The sequence below is a fragment of the [Empedobacter] haloabium genome (genome assembly GCA_008011715.2).
GTDB classification, from domain to species: Bacteria; Pseudomonadota; Gammaproteobacteria; order Burkholderiales; family Burkholderiaceae_D; genus Rugamonas; species Rugamonas haloabia.
The window spans coordinates 2,157,888-2,182,848 of record CP136508.1; the positions used below are offsets into that span (position 1 = coordinate 2,157,888).

22 protein-coding genes and 4 tRNA genes are annotated in these 24,961 nt (G+C 66.4%); 10 read left to right on the forward strand and 16 right to left on the reverse strand.

The window, feature by feature from the left end; all coding sequences use genetic code 11:
• Positions 1 to 68 precede the first annotated feature (68 nt).
• The 7 genes from E7V67_009465 to E7V67_009495 all read right to left on the reverse strand — a co-directional run bounded on the left by E7V67_009465 (position 69) and on the right by E7V67_009495 (position 4,433).
• The gene (locus E7V67_009465; protein WUR15314.1) at positions 69 to 272 is read right to left on the reverse strand and encodes a hypothetical protein; all 204 of its coding nucleotides are present in this window, start codon (positions 270 to 272) and stop codon (positions 69 to 71) included.
• A complete protein-coding gene (locus E7V67_009470) occupies positions 269 to 2,467 on the reverse strand; it encodes an ATP-binding protein (GenBank protein ID WUR15315.1) in 2,199 nt (732 codons plus the stop codon). Before E7V67_009470 ends, E7V67_009465 begins: the two co-directional genes overlap by 4 nt.
• 137 nt (positions 2,468 to 2,604) lie before the next feature.
• A tRNA-Leu gene (locus tag E7V67_009475) sits at positions 2,605 to 2,689 on the reverse strand.
• A 42-nt stretch (positions 2,690 to 2,731) separates the two neighbouring features.
• Positions 2,732 to 2,816, reverse strand: a tRNA-Leu gene (locus E7V67_009480).
• 88 nt (positions 2,817 to 2,904) lie between these two features.
• Positions 2,905 to 3,981 carry an NF038122 family metalloprotease gene (locus E7V67_009485; GenBank protein WUR15316.1) on the reverse strand — a complete coding sequence of 359 codons (1,077 nt, stop codon included), beginning with the start codon at positions 3,979 to 3,981 and terminating at the stop codon, positions 2,905 to 2,907.
• Between the two features lie 220 nt (positions 3,982 to 4,201).
• A tRNA-Leu gene (locus tag E7V67_009490) sits at positions 4,202 to 4,286 on the reverse strand.
• A gap of 62 nt (positions 4,287 to 4,348) precedes the next feature.
• Positions 4,349 to 4,433: transfer RNA gene (locus E7V67_009495), tRNA-Leu, on the reverse strand.
• A gap of 291 nt (positions 4,434 to 4,724) precedes the next feature.
• Between E7V67_009495 and rnr the strand changes: the two genes are divergently transcribed.
• From rnr to E7V67_009520, 5 genes are all read left to right on the forward strand, one after another.
• Complete coding sequence (gene rnr / locus E7V67_009500; GenBank protein WUR15317.1) at positions 4,725 to 7,268, forward strand: ribonuclease R; 2,544 nt, start codon at positions 4,725 to 4,727, stop codon at positions 7,266 to 7,268.
• A gap of 100 nt (positions 7,269 to 7,368) precedes the next feature.
• A complete protein-coding gene (gene rlmB, locus E7V67_009505) occupies positions 7,369 to 8,115 on the forward strand; it encodes a 23S rRNA (guanosine(2251)-2'-O)-methyltransferase RlmB (protein WUR15318.1) in 747 nt (248 codons plus the stop codon).
• Between the two features lie 121 nt (positions 8,116 to 8,236).
• The gene (gene cysE / locus E7V67_009510; protein WUR15319.1) at positions 8,237 to 8,980 is read left to right on the forward strand and encodes a serine O-acetyltransferase; all 744 of its coding nucleotides are present in this window, start codon (positions 8,237 to 8,239) and stop codon (positions 8,978 to 8,980) included.
• Positions 8,981 to 8,989: 9 nt separating this feature from the next.
• A complete protein-coding gene (locus tag E7V67_009515; protein WUR15320.1) occupies positions 8,990 to 9,661 on the forward strand; it encodes a YceH family protein in 672 nt (223 codons plus the stop codon).
• A 65-nt stretch (positions 9,662 to 9,726) separates the two neighbouring features.
• The gene (locus E7V67_009520) at positions 9,727 to 10,656 is read left to right on the forward strand and encodes a restriction endonuclease (GenBank protein ID WUR15321.1); all 930 of its coding nucleotides are present in this window, start codon (positions 9,727 to 9,729) and stop codon (positions 10,654 to 10,656) included.
• Positions 10,657 to 10,711: 55 nt separating this feature from the next.
• Here E7V67_009520 and E7V67_009525 read toward each other — a convergent pair whose 3' ends face one another.
• The 4 genes from E7V67_009525 to E7V67_009540 form a co-directional block, all read right to left on the reverse strand.
• Positions 10,712 to 11,248 carry a hypothetical protein gene (locus E7V67_009525; protein WUR15322.1) on the reverse strand — a complete coding sequence of 179 codons (537 nt, stop codon included), beginning with the start codon at positions 11,246 to 11,248 and terminating at the stop codon, positions 10,712 to 10,714.
• A 159-nt stretch (positions 11,249 to 11,407) separates the two neighbouring features.
• Positions 11,408 to 12,388, reverse strand: coding sequence for a hypothetical protein (locus E7V67_009530; GenBank protein WUR15323.1), 981 nt, complete (start codon positions 12,386 to 12,388; stop codon positions 11,408 to 11,410).
• The gene (locus E7V67_009535; GenBank protein WUR15324.1) at positions 12,385 to 13,242 is read right to left on the reverse strand and encodes an ABC transporter ATP-binding protein; all 858 of its coding nucleotides are present in this window, start codon (positions 13,240 to 13,242) and stop codon (positions 12,385 to 12,387) included. Before E7V67_009535 ends, E7V67_009530 begins: the two co-directional genes overlap by 4 nt.
• On the reverse strand, positions 13,239 to 13,613 hold the full coding sequence (locus E7V67_009540) for a GntR family transcriptional regulator (protein ID WUR15325.1): 375 nt from the start codon (positions 13,611 to 13,613) through the stop codon (positions 13,239 to 13,241). The genes E7V67_009535 and E7V67_009540 overlap by 4 nt, the downstream gene beginning before the upstream one ends.
• A 773-nt stretch (positions 13,614 to 14,386) precedes the next feature.
• Here E7V67_009540 and E7V67_009545 point away from each other — a divergent pair.
• Both E7V67_009545 and E7V67_009550 read left to right on the forward strand, forming a co-directional pair.
• Positions 14,387 to 16,603 (forward strand): SulP family inorganic anion transporter, encoded by a 2,217-nt coding sequence (locus E7V67_009545; GenBank protein ID WUR15326.1) that lies wholly within the window; start codon positions 14,387 to 14,389, stop codon positions 16,601 to 16,603.
• A 94-nt stretch (positions 16,604 to 16,697) separates the two neighbouring features.
• Positions 16,698 to 19,013, forward strand: a complete 2,316-nt coding sequence (locus E7V67_009550) for a hypothetical protein (GenBank protein WUR15327.1) — start codon at positions 16,698 to 16,700, stop codon at positions 19,011 to 19,013.
• Between the two features lie 2 nt (positions 19,014 to 19,015).
• Here the strand turns inward: E7V67_009550 and E7V67_009555 are convergent, their stop codons facing one another.
• Positions 19,016 to 19,735, reverse strand: coding sequence for a DUF72 domain-containing protein (locus tag E7V67_009555; protein WUR15328.1), 720 nt, complete (start codon positions 19,733 to 19,735; stop codon positions 19,016 to 19,018).
• Between the two features lie 114 nt (positions 19,736 to 19,849).
• On the opposite strand from E7V67_009555, the gene E7V67_009560 reads away from it, so the two are divergent.
• A complete protein-coding gene (locus tag E7V67_009560; GenBank protein WUR15329.1) occupies positions 19,850 to 20,425 on the forward strand; it encodes a DUF1439 domain-containing protein in 576 nt (191 codons plus the stop codon).
• A 265-nt stretch (positions 20,426 to 20,690) separates the two neighbouring features.
• Positions 20,691 to 21,446: a tetratricopeptide repeat protein gene (locus E7V67_009565; protein WUR15330.1), complete on the forward strand. Its 756-nt coding sequence runs from the start codon at positions 20,691 to 20,693 to the stop codon at positions 21,444 to 21,446.
• Here the strand turns inward: E7V67_009565 and E7V67_009570 are convergent, their stop codons facing one another.
• Positions 21,447 to 22,268: a class I SAM-dependent methyltransferase gene (locus tag E7V67_009570; protein WUR15331.1), complete on the reverse strand. Its 822-nt coding sequence runs from the start codon at positions 22,266 to 22,268 to the stop codon at positions 21,447 to 21,449.
• A 139-nt stretch (positions 22,269 to 22,407) separates the two neighbouring features.
• Between E7V67_009570 and E7V67_009575 the strand changes: the two genes are divergently transcribed.
• Complete coding sequence (locus tag E7V67_009575) at positions 22,408 to 22,998, forward strand: DinB family protein (protein ID WUR15332.1); 591 nt, start codon at positions 22,408 to 22,410, stop codon at positions 22,996 to 22,998.
• A 4-nt stretch (positions 22,999 to 23,002) separates the two neighbouring features.
• On the opposite strand, the gene E7V67_009580 is transcribed toward E7V67_009575, so the two are convergent.
• The 3 genes from E7V67_009580 to E7V67_009590 form a co-directional block, all read right to left on the reverse strand.
• Positions 23,003 to 23,743 carry a UDP-2,3-diacylglucosamine diphosphatase gene (locus tag E7V67_009580; GenBank protein WUR15333.1) on the reverse strand — a complete coding sequence of 247 codons (741 nt, stop codon included), beginning with the start codon at positions 23,741 to 23,743 and terminating at the stop codon, positions 23,003 to 23,005.
• A gap of 11 nt (positions 23,744 to 23,754) precedes the next feature.
• Positions 23,755 to 24,246 (reverse strand): peptidylprolyl isomerase, encoded by a 492-nt coding sequence (locus tag E7V67_009585; GenBank protein ID WUR15334.1) that lies wholly within the window; start codon positions 24,244 to 24,246, stop codon positions 23,755 to 23,757.
• A 72-nt stretch (positions 24,247 to 24,318) separates the two neighbouring features.
• Positions 24,319 to 24,948 carry a peptidylprolyl isomerase gene (locus tag E7V67_009590; protein ID WUR16253.1) on the reverse strand — a complete coding sequence of 210 codons (630 nt, stop codon included), beginning with the start codon at positions 24,946 to 24,948 and terminating at the stop codon, positions 24,319 to 24,321.
• Positions 24,949 to 24,961 lie beyond the last annotated feature (13 nt).

Here is a 24,961-nt window from a genome sequence, read left to right on the forward strand (position 1 = left end):
AAAGTGTGGCGCCGAGGGCCAACGACACCCTCGCGTGGGGTTGCAGCAATCGTATTATTGCCGAGTCATTATCTGGTACGGAAGGGTTTCTCGCAACGGGCATCACGATAGGGGCCCAGCAGCTTGCGCCAGCCGGGGCCGAGCGGGTGCTGCGCACACACCTTGCTGCCGCTGGTGACGCTCTCCCACAGCCACCAGGGCGCCGGCGCGGCCATGGCCGACAGGGCGAACACGCATGGCAGGAGCAGGAGGGCGGGGCGGAGCAGGATCATGGTGCGACGGCAGGCAGGGTGAGGGTGAACGTGGTGCCCAGGCCGGGCGTGCTGTCCAGGGCGATGCGCCCGCCCAGCACGCCGGTGACGATATTGTGCGTGATGTGCAGGCCGAGGCCGGCAGCGCCGGCGCCGGGCCGGGTGGTGAAGAACGGATCATACACCCGCGCCACGTGCTCGGGCGCGATGCCGGCGCCGTCGTCGCTGACCGACAGCGCGATGGCGCCGTCGTCCAGGCCGTGCGCGGCGATCGTGACGGTGCCGTCGTCGCGCCCCGCCAGCCCGTGCACCACGGCGTTCTCGAACAGGGCGGAGAGGGCCTGGCCCAGCGGGCCGGGGTAGCTGTCCATGACCAGGTCCGGTGCGATCTGCTGTCTCACCTTCGGGCGCGGTTGCGGCGTGGCGGCCAGCAGCGGCAGCACCAGTTCGGCGATGAATTCGTCCAGCCGGAAGCGGCGCCGCTGCGAACTGGCCGTGTCGACGGCGACCTGCTTGAAGCTGGCGATCAGGCGGCCGGCGCGCGTCAGGTTGCGCACGATCACGCCGTCCGCCTCGCCGGCCGCTTCCAGGTATTGTTCCAGGTCGGCGCGGCGCAGGCCCGCGTGCAGCCGGCTTTTCAGCGTGGCCAGATGTTCGCTCATCGTGCTGGCGACGGTCAGGCTGTTGCCGATCGGCGTGTTCAGTTCATGCGCCACGCCCGCGACCAGCGCGCCCAGCGCCGCCAGCTTGTCGCGCCGCACCAGCTCGTCCTGCGTCAGGCGCAGGTTGTCCAGCGCCGCCGCCAGGCTGGCGCTGGCCTGCTCGGCCTGCTCCTTGGCATGGCGCAGTTCGGCCGTGCGCGCCAGCACCAGTTCTTCCAGGTGGCCGCGGTGGCGCGCCAGTTCCGCTTCGCGCCGGGTACGTTCGATGGCGATGCCGGCCAGGTGCACGGCGACGTCGACCAGGCGTTCGTCCTCGGTTCGCGGCATGCGCGCGTCGCGGTAGTAGATCGCGAAGGAGCCCAGCACCGTGCTGGCGTCGCCCAGGATCGGCACGGCCCAGCAGGCGCGCAGGCCGTGGCGCAGTGCCAGCTCGCGGTAGCCTTCCCACAGCGGGTCGCGCGCGATGTCGGCCGCGATGACGGGTTCGCGCAGGAACATCGCCGTGCCGCAGGAGCCGGCGCGCGGGCCGACCGCGATCCCGTCCAGCGCCTGCAGGTACTCGGGCGGCAAGCTGGGCGCGGCACCGGGGCGCACCGTCTTGCCGTCCTCGTCCAGCAGCTGGATCGTGCAGACGACGCCCGGTGCCTGCGCTTCCATCAGCAACAGCAGCCTGTTCAGTGTCTCGGTCAGCGGCGCCCCGCGCGCCACCATCTCCAGCAGCGCGTTCTGGCCGGTGCGCAGCGCCTCCGCCAGGCGCTGGCCGGTGACGTCGACGAGACGCATGTGCAGCAGGCGCATGCCATGCTGTTCCAGCATGACCAGGCGGATCTCGCAGTCCACCGCGCGCCCGCTGCTGTGCTGGAACGTCATCGGGAACACGCGCACCTCGCCGCCCAGCACCTTGTGCAGCAGCGCGTCGATCGCTTCGCGCGAGGGCGTGCCATCGGGCTGCGCGGGCGGGCACAGGTCCGCCAGGCGCAGCCGCATCAACTCCGCGCTGGTGCGGCCGAACAGCCGTTCGGCGTTGCGGTTGACGTCGATCGGCGTGCCGCGCACGGCGTCGAACAGCAAGATGGCATCCGGCGAGCCGGCCAGCAGCGTGTGGTAGTTCACTTCCAGGGTGGCCACGTCCGGCAGCTCGCCGCGCGGCAGGTCGGGCCAGGCATGCCGTACCGTCAGCTCGATCTGGATTTTCTCGACGATTTCCTCCGGCGCGCACGGCAGGCGCAGGTAGCCGGCGGCCCCCGCTTGCAGCGCCCGTTCGCGTTCCTCTTCCGATGGCGCGGCCGACATGACGAGCACGGGCAATGCGCGGCCGGGCGCCGCATGCGCCAGCCGCGGCAACAGCTCCAGCCGCGCGCTGCCCGCCAGCGCCACGTCGAGCAGCACCAGCGCCACGCCGTCGTCGGCGATGGCGGCGAGCGCGCTGTCGCCCCGGTTGACGACCCGCACGCCCAGTTCCAGCCGCGCGAGCATGCGCGCCAGCGCCGCGTGCTCCGCCGCGCTGACGATCAGAATGGTGTGCAGGGTGTCGGGAAGGTTCAACTGCGCCATGCCAGGTCCGCTGATTGCCGATGGGCTCAGTGTAGACCATCGGCGGCAGCGTGGCGGCGCGGTTGCGCGTTGGCGACAGGCAAAGAAAAACGCCGCCGACCATGACAGTCGGCGGCGCTTCTCAGTATCCGGTAGAGTGGTGCCCACGGAGGGACTCGAACCCCCACACCTTGCGGCACATGGACCTGAACCATGCGCGTCTACCAATTCCGCCACGTGGGCACTGGTACTTCACAATGCATTGAAACTTCGTAAAACAAGACTTGGTGCCCACGGAGGGACTCGAACCCCCACACCTCGCGGCACATGGACCTGAACCATGCGCGTCTACCAATTCCGCCACGTGGGCCTTGTTTTACTGCTGTCTCGCTGCTTCGTTGCGGTGTTCAGCAACAGAAGGCACGCATCTTAAAGGACGAAACCGGATCGGTCAATGGTCATTTTGTGCTTTTGCGAAATAAATCGCGCCGGCGGCCCAGGAGCAGCAGTCCGCTGGTCAGCATGGCGGCCGTGGCGGGTTCGGGAATGGCCGGGACGTCCCAGCCGATGACGTCCATCGCCAGCAGGTCGTCCGGCGTGATCGCGAGCAGTTCGCCCATGCCGGCGGTGGGGTCCATCAGGCCGATGAACAGGTCGTCCTTCCAGTGGCTGGCCTGGCGGCCGTCGCCGTGCACGATGCCCGTCGCGAATGGCGCCACTGCCGTCAGGCCGCCGTCCAGCGACAGGAATTTCGCGCGCTCGTCGGCGGTCCAGTCGATCACGCCGGCCGCGTGGCTTTGCATGGAGTAGCGGAACATGTCCAGTCCGGAGACGAAGGTGAATTCGTCGTCGTTGTAGAAGTCGGGCGCGCTCGAGTTGTAGTCCAGCACGTCGACGCCGCTGATGAAGCCCAGCGAGTGGCCGATCTCGTGCGCGGCGACGCCGACGAAGTCGAAGGCGTCGGCGGAGATCCCGTCGTTCGGGTTGAAGTCGAACTTGTAGTTGCTGCTGAACTGGATGAAGCCGTCGCAGGGCCCGATGCAGTGCGTCAGCGACTGGGGGGCGGGGTTCAGGCCCAACGCCTTCGCTTCGGCCGTGGCGATGCGCACGAAGGCATTGTTGGCGTCGCCGTCGTGGTCGAGGAACGGCGTGGCATTGCCGGGGCCGCCGGGGCTGTTCAGTGTCCGGTTCAGCAGCATGTTGAAGGTGCTGCCGGTGGCAAGGCTGCCGACGGCCTGGGTGTCGTAGCTCGACCTGATGTCGTCGCTCAGCGCGTTGCGGAACGTGTCGTAGCTGTACAGCTGCTGGGCCGATTGCGCCTGGCCGAGGATGCCGGGCTCGAGCGGGTTGAAGCCGACGGTCAGGTTGACCGTCACGTTGTCGTCCAGCAGATTCGACCAGCGAGCCGCCGCGTCGATGAAGCCTTGCTGTGCCTGCATGGAGGTGCCAGGGATGAACGAAAAGTTGAAGGTCGGCGCGGCGGCGGCACCTCCGGCCGCGGCCGCCAGGGTCAGGGCGGAAAGCAGGGTTTTCATGGCGGACTCCCGTTGTAAGTGGTGACGGGAGGGCAGCACGCAAAAAGCGTGCACAGCTGTCAAGCCGCAGCGGGAGGGCGCGCTGGCGCATGCGCATGCAAGCGGTATCGTGCGCACGTGTCAGGAAGTCCGACGCATGGCGCCGGCCCAAAACAAAAAAACGCAGCAAACCTGAAAGATTTGCTGCGTTCCGTGCGGGCGATCCGCGTATCCGGTAGAGTGGTGCCCACGGAGGGACTCGAACCCCCACACCTCGCGGCACATGGACCTGAACCATGCGCGTCTACCAATTCCGCCACGTGGGCACTGATTACTGCTCAATACTACGTTACTGCAAACTACGATCTACAACCTTGCTGCGGTAGAGTGGTGCCCACGGAGGGACTCGAACCCCCACACCTCGCGGCACATGGACCTGAACCATGCGCGTCTACCAATTCCGCCACGTGGGCACTGCGTGCTGCTTTATTACCACCAACTACTGCGATTATAGTGCGACGAAGAGTTTTGCGCCAGATGAACTTTCATTCCACACTGCACATCCGCTCCGTTCTGCATTCCCGCATCGCTGCGAGAGCCGAGATTATAGAGCAATGTTTTCAAAAGTCAAAGGTATAAAAAAAGGAGATCGACATGGCGGGGCGCGCCACGATTGACGCCTTGTTAGGCAAACCGACGGACCTCCGGTACACTACCACTGACTATTTAACGAATGACCTCACAATAAGATCAAAGAACAAGTTTTGAACCAGACTACCCATATCATTCCCAGCCGCGAGGACATCCTCGCTCTCTTCCGCAGCGCCAACGCGCCGCTCGACCTGCGCACGGTCGCCATGTCGCTGGACGTCCCGACCGAATCGCACGCCGTGCTGACCCGCCGCCTGTCCGCCATGGAGCGCGACGGCCAGCTGCGTTCCGACAGCAGCGGCTTCTACGTGCTGGCGGACCACTCCGGCTTCGTGGCCGGCCGCGTCAGCGCGCACCGCGACGGCTTCGGCTTCGTCATTCCCGACGAACCGGGCGACGACCTGTTCCTCACCGAGCGCGAGATGCAGAAGGTGCTGCATGGCGACAAGGTGCTGGCGAAAGTCGTGGGCTTCGACCGGCGCGGCCGTCCCGAGGGGACGATCGTCGAGGTGGTCGAGCGCGGCAACACCCACATCATCGGCCGCCTGCTGAAAGATAACGGCGTGTGGATCGTGGCGCCCGAAGACAAGCGCATCGGCCAGGACATCCTGCTGGCCGGCTCGCCCGGCAAGGCCAAGAGCGGCCAGATCGTCAGCGTCGAACTGACCGAGCAGCCGGGCCGCTTCAAGCAGCCGGTTGGCCGCATCGTCGAGGTGCTGGGCGACATGGACGATCCCGGCATGGAGATCGAGATCGCCGTGCGCAAGTTCGGCGTGCCGCACGTGTTCTCCGACGCGGCGGTCAAGCAGGCGGCCAAGCTGCCGGACGTCGTGCGCGAAGCCGACTGGGGCGAACGCGTCGACCTGCGCGACGTGCCTTTGGTGACGATCGACGGCGAGGACGCGCGCGACTTCGACGACGCGGTCTACTGCGAACCCGTCAAGATCGGCCGTACCAAGGCATTCCGCCTGATCGTGGCGATCGCCGACGTCAGCCACTACGTCAAGCCGAACGACGCGCTCGATGCGGATGCGCTCGAGCGCAGCACGTCCGTCTACTTCCCGCGCCGGGTGATCCCGATGCTGCCGGAAAAGCTGTCCAACGGCCTGTGCTCGCTGAACCCCGCGGTGGACCGCCTGACCTTGGTGTGCGACGCCGTCATCACGGCCGCCGGCGACATCAAGGCCTACCAGTTCTATCCGGCCGTAATCCACTCGGCCGCGCGCATGACGTACACGGAAGTGGCTGCGATCCTGGGCAACACCAAGGGTCCGGAAGCGGCGAAGAAGCCGTACATCGTGCCGCACCTGCAGAACCTGTACGACGTCTACCATGCGCTGCTGAAGGCGCGCCTGGAGCGCGGCGCGATCGACTTCGAGACGACCGAGACGTACATCGTCTGCAACCCGGCCGGCAAGATCGAGAAGATCGTGCCCCGTTCGCGCAACGACGCGCACAAGCTGATCGAGGAATGCATGCTGGCGGCGAACGTGTGCGCCGCCGACCTGCTGCTGCGCCACAAGCATCCGGGCACCTACCGCATCCACGCGGCGCCCACCAAGGAAAAGCTGACGCAGGTGCGTGAGTTCCTGAAGCAGGTGGGCCTGTCGCTGGGCGGCGGCGATACGCCGGCCGCGCGCGACTACGCGGAGCTGATGAAGAAGGTCAAGGAGCGGCCGGACGCGAACCTGCTGCAGACGATGCTGCTGCGCTCGATGCAGCAGGCCGTCTACAGCCCGGACAATATCGGCCACTTCGGCCTGGCCTACGAGGCGTATGCCCACTTCACCAGCCCGATCCGCCGCTATCCCGACCTGCTGACGCACCGCGCCATCAAGGCCATCCTGCAGGGCAAGAAGTACGAGCCGAAGGTGGCCGACAAGAGCGTGCTCAATACCACGATCTCGAACGCGACGCGGCGCCAGCAGTTGAAGGACAAGGCGGAAGGCAAGGAGCCGAAACAGGCGCGCGACCTGACCGTGTGGGACGCGCTGGGCGTACACTGCTCGGCCAACGAGCGCCGCGCCGACGAGGCCTCGCGCGACGTCGAGGCCTGGCTGAAGTGCTACTTCATGCAGGACAAGCTGGGCGAGGAATTCTCCGGCATCATCACCGGCGTGACCACCTTCGGCATCTTCGTGCAGCTGGACCAGCTGTTCGTCGAGGGCCTGGTGCACATCACCGACCTGGGCGGGGACTACTTCCAGTACGACGATGCGCGCCACGAACTGCGCGGCGAACGCACCGGCAAGCGTTACCAGCTGACCGACCGCGTCAACGTGCAGGTCGTGCGCGTCGACCTGGAGTCGCGCAAGATCGACCTGCGCCTGGCCGACAGCGAAACGGCCGGCATGGGCGCCGCGCCGGCACCGAAGAAGGGGCGTGGCCGTGCCACGTTCGACGACGAGGCGGCGGCGGAAGTCGCGCCGCGCCGGTCCAAGGCGCGCAGCCGCGGCGACAAGCCGGGCAAGGCCGAGGCGTCCGGCCCGACCATCACGGTGCGCTATCCGGCGCCGGCCGAGTACGACGTGCCGCCGCCGCGCAAGCCGAAGGCGGCCAAGCCCGGCACCAAGACGGCCGCCAGCAAGCGCGGCCAGGCCGCCACGGCGGCCGCACCCCGGCCGAAGTCGCCCGCCAAGGGCAAGAAGAAGCGATGATGTAATATGTCGTCCGGCGCCGCGGTTCAACCGCGGCGCTGCGCTTGGGCCCCAGCGGCCGGCGCACCCCGCACAACAGCTCCACAGAAGAACCAGCACCATGTCCAAGAACAAAATGATTTTCGGCTTCCATGCCGTCACCTCGCGCCTGCGCCACGAAGCCTCGTCCGTGGAGGAGATCTTCGTCGACGCGGCGCGCGACGACCGCCGCATGAAGGACCTGATCACCAATGCCCGCGCGCTCGGCGTGCGCGTGATGCCCGTCGATTCGGCGCGCCTCGACAAGATCGTCGGCACGCGCCGCCACCAGGGCGTCATTGCGTTCGCCTCGCAGCTGGCGCTGGCGCGCAACCTGGACGAGCTGCTGGACGCCATCGATGGCCCGCCGCTGCTCCTGGTGCTGGACGGGATCACCGATCCGCACAACCTGGGCGCCTGCCTGCGCGTGGCCGACGGTGTCGGCGCCCATGCGGTGATCGTGCCGAAGGACCGCGCCGTCGGCCTGAACGCCACCGCCGCGAAAGTGGCCAGCGGCGCCGCCGAGACGGTACCGTACATCACCGTGACGAACCTGGCGCGCACGCTGCGTGACCTGAAGGACCGCGACATCTGGCTGATCGGCACCTCCGACGACGGCGAAAAAGGCCTGTACGAAGCCGACTTCACGGGGCCGACGGCGCTGGTGATGGGCTCGGAAGGCGAGGGCATGCGCCGCCTGACGCGCGAGACCTGCGACGTGCTGGTCAGCATCCCGATGTTCGGCACGGTCGAGAGCCTGAACGTGTCGGTCGCTTCCGGCGTGTGCCTGTACGAGGCGCGGCGGCAGCGGATGGCCCGCGAAGTTTGATGCTTGGGGTCTGTCCCTGCGGGACCGACCCCGAAGTTCGCTCGCGCGCCTGCAAGGCCGATAGAATAACTTCGGGGTCAGTCCCCTGCGGGGACAGACCCCCCTGCCAATACCGCTAACGATGTTCCACCACCTGCGCCAGGACATCCGCGCCATCATCGAGCGCGACCCCGCCGCCCGCAATGCCTGGGAGGTGCTGACCTGCTATCCCGGCCTGCACGCGATTGTCGCGCACCGCTGGGCGCACTGGTGCTGGCGCCGCGGTTTCAAGTGGCTGGGCCGCTTCATCGGCTATCTGGCGCGCATCGTCACCGGTATCGAAATCCATCCGGGTGCCGTGATCGGCCGGCGCGTCTTCATCGACCATGGCTTCGGCGTCGTCATCGGCGAGACGGCGGTGGTGGGCGACGACTGCACGATCTACCAGGGCGTGACGCTGGGCGGCACCTCGCTGGTGGCGGGCAGCAAACGCCATCCGACCCTGGAGCGCGGCGTCATCGTCGGTGCCGGCGCGCAGGTGCTGGGCGCTTTCACGGTGGGGGAGTACGCCAAGGTCGGCTCCAACGCCGTGCTGCTCAAGCCCGTGCCGGCCGGCGCCACCGCCGTCGGCAATCCCGCGCGGGTGGTGGTCAAGGAAGCGCCGGGCGAGCCGGCCATGCATGCGTTCGCCGCCTATGGCGTCACGCCGAACGGCACCGATCCGCTGTCGAAGGCGTTGCACGGCCTGATCGCGCAAAGCGCGGCGCAGGAAGAACAGATCGCCCGCATCGTCGCGTTGCTGCAGGCGCGCGGCATCGACTGCAGCGGGGTCGAAGCGGCGGCGGGCGCGGACGACACGGCCCGACTGAACAAGCTGGTTGATTAAGGAAACGAGATGAGCGACGACGCAGACGTACTGGACCCCTTTGAAATTCGCGTACTGGCCGTGCTGGCCGAGAAGGAAGCGCTGACGCCCGATAACTATCCGATGTCGCTGAACGCGATCACGAACGGCTGCAACCAGCTGTCCAGCCGCGATCCGGTCATGCAGATTTCGGAAGACACGGTGGCGGACGTGTTGAGCCGCCTGGCCACGCGGCGCCTCGTCAATGCCGTCACCGCGGCCGGCGCACGCGTGACGAAATACGAGCACCGCATGCGCATCAAGTGGACCTTGGAGCAGGACAAGCTGGCGATCCTGACCGTGCTGATGCTGCGCGGCCACCAGACCGCCGGCGAGATCCGCACCCGCACCGGGCGCCTGCACGAGTTCAAGTCGGTGGCCGACGTGGAAGCGGGCCTGCAGTTCCTGATCGACAAATACCCGCCGCTGGTGGCCAAGTTGGCGCTGGCGCCGGGCTCGAAGGAGCCGCGCTACGGCCAGTTGCTGGGCGGCGCGGCCGAACTGGCGCGGGAAGAGGCGGGCTACGGCACGTCGACGGTGGCGCCGGGCGGTGCCTCGCGCGGCGACCGCGTGGCGCAGCTCGAGCTGGAAGTGCAGCAGCTGCGCGCCGACTACGCGGCGCTGGCCGCGCAGTTCGAGCAATTCAAGAAGCAGTTCGACTGAGCCGCCATTTACTGTGGCGTTAGCGAGTGTTATAACAGCTGGACACTAACAGTCGAGGAAAACTCGTGGCGGAAATTACGCGAAAACGGACCGGTGAGCTGCTGCAGGAGCTCTTTGCGATCCTGTTGGCCAGTCCGGCCGGACTGCCTGCGCGAGAGGCGCTTCATCAGCTCGCAGCCAGCGTGACGCTCACGCCTTATGAGGCGGGAGAGTATGAGTCCGGAGGGCGTCGCTTCGAGAAAGTGGTGAGATTTGCGACTGTCGACTGCGTCAAGGCAGGGTGGCTCGTCAAGGACAAGGGAACGTGGTCGGTGACGGATGAAGGACGGCAGGCGTTGCAGGTCTACCCGCATCCCGAGGAGTTTTATCGACGGGCAGTCAAATTGTATGCGGAATGGAAAGCCTCGCAGCCCAATTCGGACACCGGCAGTGCTTCCACGATGACGAATGAGCTCAAGCCCGCCGACGAAATCTCCGCATCGCCGGATACCTCGGCCAAGGCTGTTAGCGTGACGTTCGACGAAGCGGAAGAGCAGGCGTGGTCGGAGATCTCCGCATACCTTAAGGCGATGAACCCGTACGACTTCCAGGACCTGGTTGCCGATCTGTTGCGTGCGATGTCGTATCACGTCAACTGGGTCTCTCCGCCAGGGAAAGATGGCGGCGTCGACATTCTTGCGTGGCCCGACCCACTCGGCACGCGACCGCCGCGCATCAAGGTTCAAGTCAAGCGCCAGCAGCAAGCGGTCTCTGTTGAAGGACTACGCTCGTTCATGGCAGTATTGGGTGACAATGACGTCGGGCTCTTCGTCTGCACCGGTGGCTTTACGAAAGATGCTGAATATGAGGCGAGAACGCAGGAAAAGCGGCGCATTACGCTGATCGGTCTTGAGAAGCTGTTTGATCTCTGGGTCGAACACTACGACCGATTGAGCGATCAAGCGCGCAGGCGGTTGCCTCTGCGGCCTATTCGTTTTCTTGCACCGCTGAACTGAATTTCGCTCCGCTGTCCGCGTACGCCCGCCCTGGTGCGATACGCGGCGCGCGCAATTACGCTGCAATCGGGATGGACGGCTGCGGCGCCGGCCCCGGTCCCGGCGTGCCGGCCGCCGCCAGCGCGCGCAGCTCGGCCAGGCCGGCTTCCAGGTCGAACGGCTCGTCGCGCAGCAGCGCGCCGATCAATGCGATCGACAAGGTCAGCGCGGCGTTGGCCACCATGCCGCAGCGGAACGGCAGGATCAGCCGGTAACGGCCGTTCATCTTCGGCACGCGGCCGACGAATCCCACCATCACCTCGTCGCCGGTCAGGCGGTGCAGTTCGATGGCGACGCTCTGGATCAGGCGCGCCAGCTGCAGGCCCTGGCAGGGCGCGTCCGGTTCCTCCGGCACCACCTCGTCGCCGACGATGCCGATCAGGCTGCGGCCGCGGCGCAGCCCCGGCAGCACTTTCGCCAGCCGCTCGCGCAGCTGCGCCATCGTGGCTGCGCAGGCGGGGGCAGGGTGGCCCAAGTCGAGAATACTCAGCAGGCAGGGTTCCGTGCTGTAGCGGTTGGCACTGTCCAGGTAACGTTGGTCGACAATTTTCATGGTCATCCTCAAAAAAAAGCTGCCAACGCAAGCCCCGGGGGTAGGCGGGGCGTGGCGCTGGCGGAATGATGACATTATCTTAAGCTTTTTCCTAGTCTGCCATCGGTACACCTCCAGAGAGGATGTAAGAAAAACCTTACACTGCTGAGCTGACCGTATTCAGCCTTCCTCGCGGCGCCGGCGCAGCCAGATCGCCACCAGGATCATGCCCACGCCGGCAATGGCACCCAACCACAGGTTCGGCGTCGCCACCACTGCCCAGGACTGCGCAAACAAGGCATCGACCACGCCGTGCACGTTGTCGGCACCCGCGGCGCCCCGGCCGGCATGCTCGACGGGAGCGCGCAGGGCGCCGTCGGAGAACCAGGAGCCGGGGACCACGCTGACCAGCAGGCGGCTGATGATATGCGAGAACACCCATTCCATGTCCAGCGCCAGGCCGAATGCCTTGGTGGCCCAGGCCAGCAGCGCGGCCGACAGCAGCGGCGTGCCGACGGCCCACAGGAACACCTTCGAGCGCGCCCAGCTCGACACCAGCAGCAGCCAGCCGACCGTGGGCAGGGCCCACAGCAGGTACACCGGCAGCAGCGAGAGCACTTTCAGTGGCGTCAGCCAGAACGTTCCGGACGTGAGCAGTGCCGGCAGCACGTTGGTGCCCTTCAGCGCCAGCACGCCCATGCCGAGCAGGATGATGACGAGCGCCGTCGCCAGTGCCAGCGCCACCATGCCCAGCGGGATCAGCAGCAGTGCCAGCAGTGCCTTCGACAGCACGGTCGCCGTGTCGGACACGGGCAGCGACTTCCAGAACAGCAGGCTGCGGTCGCGCCGTTCCTCGTACAGGGCGCCCAGGCTGTAGAAGAACACGATAAAGCCCAGCGTGATGTACAAAGGTGCCGCGGCCACCGGATAAGTGCCGGAAATGACGTCGACCAGCGCCTGCTGCTGGCGTTCGCCCATGTGCACGGCCACGCCGCCGGCGCGGCCCTCGGGCATGTCGATATGGATTTCGGCGTTGTGGCCCTTGATCGCCATCGCCAGCGTCACCACCAGCATCAGCGCGGCGATCGCCAGCGGCACCCAGACCAGCATGCCCTTGTGTTCCCAGTACTCGCGCCGGATCAGCCATTGCATCGTTTTCATTCGTAGGTCCCTTTCATGCTGGCGACGAACAGGTCGGCCACGCTGGGCGTGCGCAGTTCGCCAAGGTGTTGAAGTTGCTGGCGCGGCACGCCGTCGAACAGCATCACGCTCTTGCCGAACACGGTGCGCTGCGTCATCGGTTGCAGCGCATTGGCCGCCGCGGCCTGGTGCGGTTCCACCATCACTTCCGTGTAGCGCTCGCCGATCTCGTCCATCGACGCCGCCAGGGTGATGCGGCCGTCGCGGATGAACAGCAGGTCGGTCAGGATGTGCTCCACTTCCTCGATCTGGTGGGTCGTGATGACGATGGTCTTGTTCTCGTCGAAGTAGTCTTCCAGCAGGTGCTGGTAGAACTGCTTGCGGTACAGGATGTCCAGGCCCAGCGTCGGTTCATCCAGCACCAGCAGCCTGGCGTCGATGGCCATCACCAGCGCCAGGTGCAGCTGCACGATCATCCCTTTCGACATGGCCTTGACGCGCATGTTCGGTGCCAGCTTGGTGCTGGCGATGTAGCGCTCGGCCTTGCTGCGGTCGAAACGCGGATGCACGCCTGCGACGAAGTCGATCGCGTCCTTCACCTTCAGCCAGCGCGGCAGGATGGCCACGTCGGCGATGAAGCAGACCTGGTTCATCAGCTCGTCGCGCTGCTGGCGCGGGTCCATGCCCAGCACCGTCAGCTCGCCCTCGAAGCGGCACAGGCCGAGGATGGCCTTCAGGGTCGTCGTCTTGCCCGAGCCGTTCGGGCCGATCAGCCCGACGATGCGGCCCGGCTGGACATCGAACGAGGTGCCGTCCAGTGCCGCCTGCTTGCCGTAGCGCTTGACCAGGTTGCGCGCGCTGATGACGGCACTCATGATGCGCTCCCCGGCACGGCCGGATCGGCGACGCTGGCACGCAGCAACTGCTCGACATCCAGGCCGAGCCTGCGGATGCGTTCCACCATCGCCGGCCACTCCTCGCGCACGAAGCGTTCACGCTCGCTGGCCAGCAGTTTTTCGACAGCCCCTTCGGTAACGTACATGCCTATTCCCCTTCGTTTTTCTACCAATGTTTCGTCGACCAGCTCCTGGTAAGCCTTGGAGACGGTGATCGGATTGAGCTGGAAGTCGGCCGCCACCTGCCGCACCGAGGGCAGGGCGTCGCCGGGCTTCAGCGCGCCGTCGAGCATCATGCCGATCACCCGCTCCTTCAGCTGGCGGTAGATCGGCGTCTTGTCATTCCACATACATGGTTCCTCCAGTTGAGGTGATCTATTGGGCTGGTGTTGTAGTGAACTATAACACCGTTTCAGCGCTAGTCGAGTGGATTTTTTGTCGCATTGGCCTCGCAGCCATCCTGTCAGATCTGACAGTGCCACACGGTGGTGGCCGCTCCAGCCGTGGTGCGATCGATCGTCCGCCGCGACGCCGCTGGCGCATCCACATTGCTGCATTGCAATAGTGGCAACCGGCCGCGGGTGAACAAAGTTGCTTCGGCAAGGGTGCCGCAGTGCCTCTCGCCTTGCATGTCGCTAGCGGAGTGCCTGTAGTGGCGGGCCTGCTTGCAAGCCGCCCACGATATTCAGGGAAAAGATGATAATTATTTGAGATGATTATATCTTCGGACTGCGCTGCCTAATTGCTGTATAAATAATATGGGTTTATCCATAAACCAGGAAATTAATATATCCAGTGTGACATCGATATTTCATCAGGGCTATTGTAACGTAATATTGCGATATTCCCGCAGCGCGAAAAACGCGTGTTATATTGGGCTTGCCGATGTCGCAGAACGTTACCGCCTATCAGGCACTTCGTTGACGCAGCTCATCGCACCGCTCATTGTCCATTTGTCGTGGATGAGCGATGATGAAATGCTCGTTGCTCACCCGCCGGCACAGCATCCGGCCCTCTGGTAACGCGTCATCGGCAAATTCCGTACTCGCCAACGTTTCCCCATGTGTTTCCGGGGAAAGCGCACTGGCGCGTGACTGATAACCTTCATTAGCCACGTCAAATCATGAATATCAAAGAGCTTAAATATGATATCCCGGCCGGTATTGTCGTATTCCTGGTCGCCTTGCCCTTATGCCTGGGTATTGCCCTTGCATCTGGAGCGCCCTTATTCTCGGGGATTATCTCCGGCATTATCGGCGGCCTGATCGTCGGTATGCTGAGCGGCTCCCAAACCAGTGTCAGCGGTCCGGCCGCGGGCCTGGCGGCAGTCGTGCTGGCCTCGATCACGAAGCTCGGCGCCTTTGAGATCCTGCTGGTGGCGATCCTGATCGCCGGCGTGCTGCAACTGGCGATGGGCGTGTTCCGCGCCGGTTTCATCGCCAACTACGTGCCGTCGAACGTCATCAAGGGCTTGCTGGCGGCGATCGGCGTGCTGCTGATCCTGAAGCAGATCCCGCACGCGGTCGGCTACGACGCCAACCAGGGCGACGACTTGTCGTTCGCCCAGGCCAACGGCGAGAACACGTTCTCGGCGCTCGTCAGCGCGTTCCAGGTCGTCACCCCCGGCGCCATCGTCATCGCCGGGCTGTCGATGCTGGTCCTGTTGTATTGGGACCGCACGCCGCTGAAAAACGTCAAGCTGCTGCCAGCGCCCCTGTTCGTCGTCGTCCTGGGCGTCGCGTTGAACGTGCTGTTCAGCAAATACGTGCCGGGGCTGGCCATCGAGCCGAGCCACCTGGTCGATATTCCGCCGGTCGACGTGAACAACCTGGGCGCCTTCGTCCAGTTGCCCGACCTGGCCCACCTGGCCAACAAGGACGTCTGGATCGTGGCGGCCACGATCGCCATCGTCGCCTCGCTGGAAACGCTGCTCAATATCGAGGCGGTCGACAAGCTCGATCCGCACAAGCGCGAAACGCCGCCCAACCGCGAGCTGGTGGCGCAGGGCGTCGGCAACATCTTCGCCGGCCTGCTGGGTGGCCTGCCCGTGACGTCCGTCATCGTGCGCAGCTCCGTCAACATCCACAGCGGCAACCGCACCAAGGCGTCCGCCGTCTTCCACGGCCTGCTGCTGCTGGCCAGCGTGCTGGTGCTGAGCCCGCTGCTGAACCTGATTCCGCTGGCCGCGCTGGCGGCGATCCTGATCATGACCGGCTACAAGCTGGCCAAGATCTCGCTGTTCACGGACATGTACAAGAAGGGCTGGTCGCAGTTCGTGCCATTCGTGATCACCGTCGTGGCGATCGTCGTGACCGACCTGCTGATGGGCGTGCTGATCGGCCTGGCCGCCAGCCTGTTCTATCTGATGCGCAGCAACTTCCGCAATCCGTTCTCGATCGAGCAGTATCGCCTGCATATTGGCGAAGTGATCAAGATGGAACTGCCGAACCAGGTGTCGTTCCTGAACAAGGCCACCATCAAGACGGCCCTGTGGGACATCCCGAACGGCGCCAAGGTGCTGATCGACGCCAGCAACGCCGACTACATCGACCACGACGTGCTCGAAACGATCGAGGACTACCGCGTGGCGGCCGCCGAGCGCGACGTCCAGCTCAACATCATCGGCCTGCGCGACGAGTACCAGCTGAACGACCCGATCCAGTTCGTGCCGGCGCTGGACAAGGAAACGCAGACGCGCCTGCAGCCGGGGGACGTTCTGCAACTGCTGCGCGACGGTAACGAGCGCTTCAAGGCCGGGCGCTGGATCAAGAAATACTACCTGCACCAGGTGGATGCCACGGCCAGCAGCCAGCACCCGATGGCGGTCGTGGTCAACTGCATCGACTCGCGCACCTCGCCGGAGATCATCTTCGACGCGGGCCTGGGCGACCTGCTGACGATCCGCATCGCCGGCAACGTGATCAGCAAGGAGATCATCGGCAGCCTGGAAATCGCCCACAAGCTGGGCGCCAAGCTGATCGTGGTGAAGGGCCACTCCAGCTGCGGCGCCGTCGGCCTGGCGCTGAAGAACGAGCATGCGCACAGCATCGGCTCGATCACCGGCAAGATCGGCGTCGCGGTGCGCCAGTGCCAGTGCGGCGATCACCATGCGCCGGCCGGCAGCAAGGAACAGCTGGAGCAGGTCACGCGCCAGAACATCGAAAACTCGCTGGCCGAGATCATCAACGGCAGCGAATACCTGCGCGGCTGTATCGAGCGCGGCGAGATGGGGCTGGTCGGCGCCTACCACGACATCGCGGCGCGCAACGTCGAGTTCGGCCCGATGGTCACGCCGGACCGTTTCGAGCGCTATCGCAGCAATCCGGGACTGGCGGCCTGACGCGCGCGACCGGCACGCACACTTAGCAAATGTATAATGCCTCGCCCGTCACCGGGCGAGGCATTTTTCATTTCATCGATACCACGGAGTGCGCGTGTCCCGACGTTCCCGCGGCGGCCCTGGCCGACCGCTGTTTTCAGTTGTTCCTCAGTTCCTTGCGCTGGCACTGCTGGCCGCGCCGGCCGCCGCCAACACGCGCGCCATCGCCCCGGGCGTCGTGCAAGGCGCGGCGGCCATCGCCATCGACGGCGCACTGGACGATGCCGGCTGGGCCGGTGTTCCTGCGCTGGAGCGGTTTCACCAGTACCAGCCGGAAGATGGCATTGCCGCGCCGCGGGCCTATCGCACCAGCGTGCAGCTCGTGATCGACGCCGGCGCGCTGCTGTTCGCCATCCGCGCCTGGCATCCCCCCGGCCACGCGGCCGCCGGCACGCTGGCGCGGCGCGACAAGGTGGCACGCGACCAGGACTACGTCGGCGTCTGGATCGATCCGGCCGGCCATGGCCGCTCCGCCCAGTTCGTGCGCGTCAACGTGGCAGGCGTGGTTGGCGACGGCATCTACAAGGCCGATGAGGATGAAGAGGATGCCGGCCCCGACTTCCCGGTCGAAACGGCGGTGCGCCAGCTGCCCGACGGCTACGCCGTCGAACTGCGCTGGCCGCTGTCGAGCCTGCGCTTCCCGCACGGCGAGGCGCGGCCCTGGCGCATGATGGTGGAGCGCTCCGTGCCCGGGGCGGGCGGCATGCTCCTGCTCAGCGCCCCGCTCGACAAGAACGCGCTCAGCTTCATCGCCGAGATGGACGAGCTGAGCCAGATGGAACGGATCCTGCCGGTCGTGCAGGACAAGGGCTTCTGGTCGTTCCGTCCGGAGCTGACCAGCCGGCGCACCAGCGTGGCGGGCACGACCAGTCGACGCACCGACCTGGGCCTCGACATTACGGCCCGCCCGCGCGCCGACTGGGTCTTCAATGCCACGCTCAATCCCGATTTCTCCCAGGTCGAGATCGACGAACCCACCAGTGCCGGCACCAACCGCATCGCGCTGAGCCTGCCCGAGAAGCGCGCCTTTTTCCTGGAGAGCGCGGACGTGCTGGGGATGCGTATTCCCGCGTTCTATTCGCGTGCGATCGCCGACCCGGGGTGGGGCGCACGCGCGACCTACCGCGGTGCCGACGTCGATGCGACGGCGCTGGCCGGCCACGACCGCGCCGGCGGCACCGTGCTGCGCGGCACCGCCTACGAGACCGTCGAACACGTCAACGCGGCGGACAGCAACGTCATGCTGCTGCGCGGCCGGCGCCATGATGAAGCCGCGGTGATGGGCGCGTTTCTCGCCGCGCGCGATTACCGCGCCGGCGGCCGCAACCTGGTACTGGGGACGGATGGCCAATGGCGCCGCCGCCACGAGGGCGGCGGCGACGTGCAGGCGGCGTGGACCCTGATGGGATCGGCGACGACGGCCACGTTCGACGACGCCGGCATGCCGCGCGCGGGCCGGCAGGCGCACGGCGCCTATGCCTGGGGCAGGCTCGATTACATGTCGCCGGACTGGGCCAACATGGCGCAGCTGGAAGCGATCGGTGCCGACTTCTTCAACGATAACGGCTTCGTGCCGCAAAGCGGCATCGCCAAGGCCGAAATCCAGCTCAATCGCCGGCTGGGCGCGCGCAACCTGCCCGGCGGCATCGACACGCATGAGACGGAACTGCACCTGGGACTGCACGAGCAGCGCACGCTGGCCCGCGGCCCTGCGGGCGCCGCCAGCGGCGAGGTGGTGCAGCGCTGGATCCGCCCCGGCTTCTGGCTGTATGGGGCGCGCCAGACCCGCTTCTGGGCGGACCTCGGCTTCGACCGCCAGCGCGCGCGTCCCGGTGGCCGGCTGCATCGTACGCCCGTGGTGTACGTGGGGATCGAGAGCTCGCCGTTGCCGTGGCTGGTGCGGCTGAACGGCGAGCTGACGGTGGGGCGCCAGCTGGACGTCGAGGCCGATGCCGTCGGCCGCGGCGGCACGCTGCAGGCGGAAGCAGGCCTGCGCTTCGCGCTGCCGGCCGGCTGGAGCCTGGAGTCGGATCACCGCTGGAACCGGGCCTGGGTGCGACACCGCTCGCGCCAGGATTTCGTGGATTACGGCTGGCGCTGGGTCGGCACGCTGCACATGAGCGCGCGCGACTCGCTGCGGGCGATCGTCCAGAACACCTCGGCCGCGCGTCTGGAAGGCACCATCGACGGCGAGGCAGTCCGCTTCGACTTGGTCGAGCCATGGCGCGACCGCGCGCGCCATCGTTCGCTGCTATACCGGCACATGCCGCGCCTGGGCCGCTCGCTGTCTCTGGGCCTGACGACGGATGTCAACGGTGCGCTGCCGGGCAAGAGCCGCGGCGTCACCGCCAAGCTGCAGTGGGAAAGCTGACGTCAGCCGAACATGGCCCGCAGCGCCAACGCATCGGGCACCGCCGCGCCGGAGGCCGTATTGTCGAAGATGCACCAGGACCCTGGCGCCTGCTGCGCCAGCCACGCGTGCACGTCGGCCAGGCGCTGCGGCGCATAGGCCGAGTAATAGATGCGCGGGCTGCCGTGCAGGCGCACGTAGGCCATGGGCGCGGTTGGTACGAACGGCCCGGTGTAGGCGACGACGGGATCGGCCAGCACGCGCGTCACGCCGGCGTCGCGCAGCAGTTGCGTGGCGCTGTCGCCGAACCAGCTGGCATGGCGCGCCTCGCAGGCAAGCAGGCAATCGAAGCGCCGGTGCAGGGCGGCGAACAGGGCGCGGGCCGGACCGGGGTCGAGCGCCAGCTTGGGCGGCAGCTGCACCAGGATGCAGCCCAGCTTGTCGCCCAGTGCGCCGGCCTCGCCGGCAAAGCGCGCCAGCGCGTCGTCCACGCCGACCAGGCCCGCCTCGTGCGTGATCGTCTTCGGCAGCTTGACGGCGAAGCGGAAGTGCGCGGGCGTGCTGGCGGCCCAGCGTTCGTAGGTCTTGGGCTGGTGCGGCCGGTAGAACGACGAGTTGATCTCGACCGCATCGAACACGGCGGCATAGCGTTCCAGATGGCTGCCTGCGCCGGGGAAGCTGGCGGCGACGGCGCTGGACAGGCTCCAGCCGGCGCAGCCGATGTAAGAGGTGAGCGTGGTCATGGCGTCACTCTAAGGGAAATGGACCCGGCGAGGCGTTCCGATAAGCTATCATGCGCCTCGATCACGCAACCACAATCACGCAACAACAATCACACAAGAACAGGAACAGCTACCATGACAGAACACACGCATGCGCGCCGTGCCCGCCTGGGCCAGTTTCTCGGGCTGGCCGTGCTGGCGGCCGGCCTGGCGGGCTGCGCCAGCCTGACGGGGCCGCGCGACGTCGACATCCCGCTGGCCAAGCTGCAGCGCGGCCTGGAGCAGCGCTTTCCGATCCAGCAGCGCGCGCTGGCAGTGTTCGACCTGCAGCTGGCGCACCCGCGCCTGTCGCTGCAGCGGGATAACGACCGTGTGGCGCTGGAGTCGGAGGTGATCGCCTCGACGCCACTGGTGCGCCGCGCGCTGACGGGCAATGTGATGCTGTCCGGCCGCCTGCTGGTCGACAACGTGCGCAACGCCGTCGTGCTGGCCGACGCGCGCATCGAGCGCTTCGCCATCGACGGCGTCGACGGCGCCTTGCAGGGCCAGCTGACGGCGGCCGGCAACGTCGTCATCGACCGCCTGGTGCGCGACGTACCGGTGTACACGTTCCGCCCGGAAGACCTGCGCTACGGCGGCGTGCAGTTCATTCCGACGGCGATCCGCACCACGCCGACCGGGTTGTCGGTGCGGGTCGAGCCGGCGAAATAATGTAACCGCAGACACGCACTAGTGCCGCAGGCTGTTTTTCACCCAACACCAGAAAGCTGGGGTCAGACCCGGCGGGTCTGACCCCGGTTTTTGGTCTTGGGGTTAACCATGCGCCAGCAGCACAACGAGTCCCGCTTCTCGTGGGTCTTGCTGGTGCCACTAGCATCGCGCAAGCCGCTCCGGCCATATTGTGGATAACGGGGCGAGTGCCTACAATGGCTGCCTGCGCGCTCAGCGCTGGTCTTTCGTCCCGTCGGAGTTATCCATGCCCATCTTCGGTATCGGCCTGCACGTGCTGGTCGCCCTGTTCTTCGCCGTGCACGCGGTGCGCAGCCGCCAGCAGATGTATTGGCTGATGATCCTGTTCGCCTTCCCGCTGCTGGGCAGCGTGGTCTATTTCTTCGGCGTCTACCTGCCTGATTCGCGCCTGCAGCACGGCGCCCGCAAGGCCGTCGCAGGCGCCGCGCGCATGCTCGACCCGACCCGTGAGCTGCGCGCCGCCCAGGCCGCGTTCGACTTTACGCCGACGGCGCAGAACCGCATGCGCCTGGCTGCCGCCCAGCTGGAGGCGGGCGACGCCACGGCCGCGGCGCAGACCTTCGAAGCCTGCCTGGAAGGGCCATTCGCGGGCGACCTGGAGATCCGCCTGGGCGCCGCGCGCGCCAGCCTGGCGTGCGGCCGGCATGCCGCCGCCTTGGCGCACCTGGAGGCGATCCGCCGTGCCGACCCGCAGTTCCGTGCCGAACAGGTCGGCCTGCTGCTGGCGCAGGCGCTGGCCGGCAGCGGGCAGGCCGACGCCGCCCGCAGCGTCTTCGAGGAGGTCGTCAAGCGCCATGGCAGCTTCGAAGCCAAGGCCGAATTCGCGATCTGGGCCGCCGGCGCGCGCGAATACCAGCTGGCGCACCGGCTGCAGAACGAGCTGCAATCGACGATGGACCACTGGAACCGCCATACCCACACGATGAACCTGCCGCTGGTGCGCCGGCTGGAAACGGCGTTCGCGGCGGTGCCGAAGCACTGATTACTTCACGATCTGGCCCGCGAACAGCCGGCGTCCGGCGATCAGGTTGGCCAGCGGCTTGAGCATGGCCAGCAGCACCCGGTCGGCCATCACCAGCGGCTTCGACTCCGGCAACACGCGCGTGACGAGGAAGTTGAAGTGGCGCGACAGCTCGAGCGTCGGCAGGATCGCCCGCACCAGCGCGATGTCGCGTTCCGACATCTTGCGCTCGTCCGCCGTGATGTAGGGCTTGCCGGGACCGTAGATCAGGCGCTGCATGCGCGGATAAAGAAAACCCTCGACCAGGCGCGAGCGGCGGATCACGTCGGTGACCGAATGGGAGTAGATCTCGTTGACGACGAACAGGGCGCCCGGTTTCGCCACGCGGCGAATCTCGCGCATCGCGGCGGGAATGTCGACGTGGTGCAGGATGTCGCGCGCGACGACGCAGTCGAACGAGTCGTCCGCATATGCCAGCCGCTCCGCCGGCATCTCGGCGAAGTCGATGTCCAGGCCCTCGCGCGCGGCCAGCCGGCGCGCGATCGCCAGCGAATCGGGCGACAGGTCGAACGCGTGCACGCGAGCGCCCAGCCGGGCGATGCGCAGCGCGTCCTCGCCGAAACCGCAGCCGACCACCAGCACCTGCTTGCCGGCGAGGTCGATGCGGGTCAGGTAGGCGTACATCTGCCAGTAGGCGTTCCACCAGCGCCGTTCCGGGCGGTCCAGCACGTCGAACGAGAAGGGCTTTTGCACCATGTCCTCATGCTCGCGGGCGTGCTGGCGGTGGTATTCCACCTCGTTGCGCTGGCGCTCGGTCAACGGCATTGCGGCATCGTCCTGCATGGCGGCTCCGGTCCGAATGGGTGGTGCGGCCAGCTTATGCCGGACGCGCAGCCGGCGCAAGCATCGCGTGGCGCTCGCTTGATTCTGCTATCGTGGCGCGTGTCGCGGCATCCACAGCCGCGCTGGAAAGGAGAGCGCCTTGACGACCGACCGCCTGGCCCGCCATTTGCGCGCGGGCGCCTACAACAATGCCTGGGCCAACCACCGGCTGCTGCGCGCCTGCAGTGAACTCGACCAGGAAGCCTTCGCCGCGACCGACCGCACCAATTTCTTCCCTGGCATCGGCCTGACCCTGAACCACCTCGTCACGGTCCAGCAGTTCTACGTGGACGCGCTGTGGCGCCAGGCGCGCGGCCAGCCGTCGCATCCGGATTACCGGGCCGAGTTCTTCGCCGTGGAGGTGCCATACGTGACCTGCGCCGCCGTGTGGCAGGCGCAGAAGGACAGCGATGCGGCGCTGATCGCGTATTGCGACACGCTGACGGACGCAGTGCTGGACGAGGAGGTGACGATCCTGCGCGTCGATCACGTCCAGCGCGACACGCGCGAGCGCCTGCTGGCGCACCTGTTGCAGCACCAGGTGCATCATCGTGGCCAGGTGCATGCGATGCTGGCCGGGACCAATGTGGCGCCGCCGCAGCTGGACGAGTTCTACGCCAGCGGCGAGGCGCCGCTGCGCGCGCGGGATTTCGCCGAACTCGGTTGGACCGAGCGGCAAATTTGGGGATAGCGGGTCAGGCGAGCAGCGCGCCGTCCAGCGCGTGGCGCGTGATGGCGCCGTCGTCGCCGATGGCGATCCAGCCGCCGCGCGGCGGCGTGCGTTCGGGTTCCCAGTCCGGCAGCACGTAGCGCAACTTGCCGTCCATGGCGTGCAGGGCAGGGCGGTGCGTGTGGCCGTGGATCATGACGGTGCTGCCGGTCTGCTCGAACACGGCGGCAATCGCCTGCGGCGTCACGTCCATGATGTCGTAGCTCTTGCCCGCCTGGTCCTTGCGGCTGTTGTCGCGCAGGCCGGCGATGATCTGCTTGCGCTGGGCCAGCGGCATGGCCAGGAACTGCTGTTGCCAGGCCGGTTGCCGCACCTGGGCGCGGAAGGCCATGTAATTGACGTCGTCGGTGCACTGGGCGTCGCCGTGCACCAGCACGATGCGGCGGCCGTGGTCCTCGATGACCCAGGTCTCGGGCAGCAGGGTCAGGCCGGCGGCGTGGGCGAACGCTTCCCCGACGAGGAAGTCGCGGTTGCCGGCGATCCAGAACAGTTCGACGCCACGCCCGGCCAGGCCGCGCAGGGCGGCCACGATCTGGCGGTGGAAGGGGGTGTCGAGGTCGTCGTCACCCGCCCAGTATTCGAACAGGTCGCCCAGCAGGTACAGCTGCCGGGCGTGCACGGCCCGCTCGTCGACGAAGCGCAGGAACGCTGCCGTCAGGGCGGGCCGGTCTTCCTGCAGGTGCAGGTCGGAGATGAACAGTTTCAACGGCGTTGAATTTACGCGGCTTCGATCTTCTCGATGATCACGTCTTCCACCGGCACGTCGGCGAACATGCCGCTGCGCGTGGTCTTGACCTTGCGGATCTCGTCGACGACTTCCGTGCCTTCGGTGACCTTGCCGAACACGGCGTAGCCCCAGCCGTCCTGGCCCGGGTAGTCGAGGAAGCTGTTGTTCTTGACGTTGATGAAGAACTGGGCCGAGGCCGAGTGCGGCGCCGACGTGCGGGCCATGGCCAGCGTGTACGGTTCGTTCTTCAGGCCGTTCTTGGCTTCGTTTTCCACGGTCTGCTCGGCGGGCTTCTGCTTCATGCCCGGCTCGAAACCGCCGCCCTGGATCATGAAGCCGTCGATGACGCGGTGGAAGATGGTGTTGTCGTAGTGGCCGGCTTTGACGTAGTTCAGGAAGTTCTCGACGGTCTTCGGCGCTTTTTCCGCGTCCAGCTCGGCAACGATCTTGCCCTTGTTGGTGGTGATGGTAATGGTGGTCATGGTGTTCCTGTATCTGGTTGGGTCAGGGGCCGCGATATTACAGCACGCGGCAAACGATGGCAAAATACCATTTTACTGCGCGATGGCCGGCTGCGCCGGTTCCACCGGTGCTTCCGGCGCCGGCGCTTCCTTTTTCGGCGCCGCCGGCTGGACCGGCGTCTTCAGGATCGTGGCCGACTTGACGACGATCGGCGTCACCGGCACGTTCTGGAAGATCGGCGATTTGTCGTCCACCAGCACGCCACGGATCTTGTCGACCACCTCCTGGCCTTTCACCACCTTGCCGAACACCGTGTAGCCGACACCGTCGAAGTTCGGGTAGTCCAGCCCTTCGTTATTGGCCACGTTGATGAAGAACTGCGACGTGGCCGAGTTCGGGTTGTCCATGCGTGCCATCGCCACCGAATACGGCTCGTTCCTGAGGCCGTTCTTCGATTCGCTGGGAATGGGCGGGCGGGTCGGCTTCGATTTCAGATCCTTGGTATAGCCGCCGCCCTGGATCATGAAGCCGTCGATCACGCGGTGGAAGATGGTGTCCTTGTAGAAGCCGCTCTTCACGTAGGCCAGGAAATTGGCGACCGTCTTCGGCGCCTTTTCCTGGTTCAGTTCCAACACGATTTCGCCGGCCGTCGTCTTCAGCGAGACCTGCGGGTCGGCGGCCAGGAGCGGGCCCGACAGCAGCACGGCAAGGGCGCCGCTCATGATGGAGAAAGAT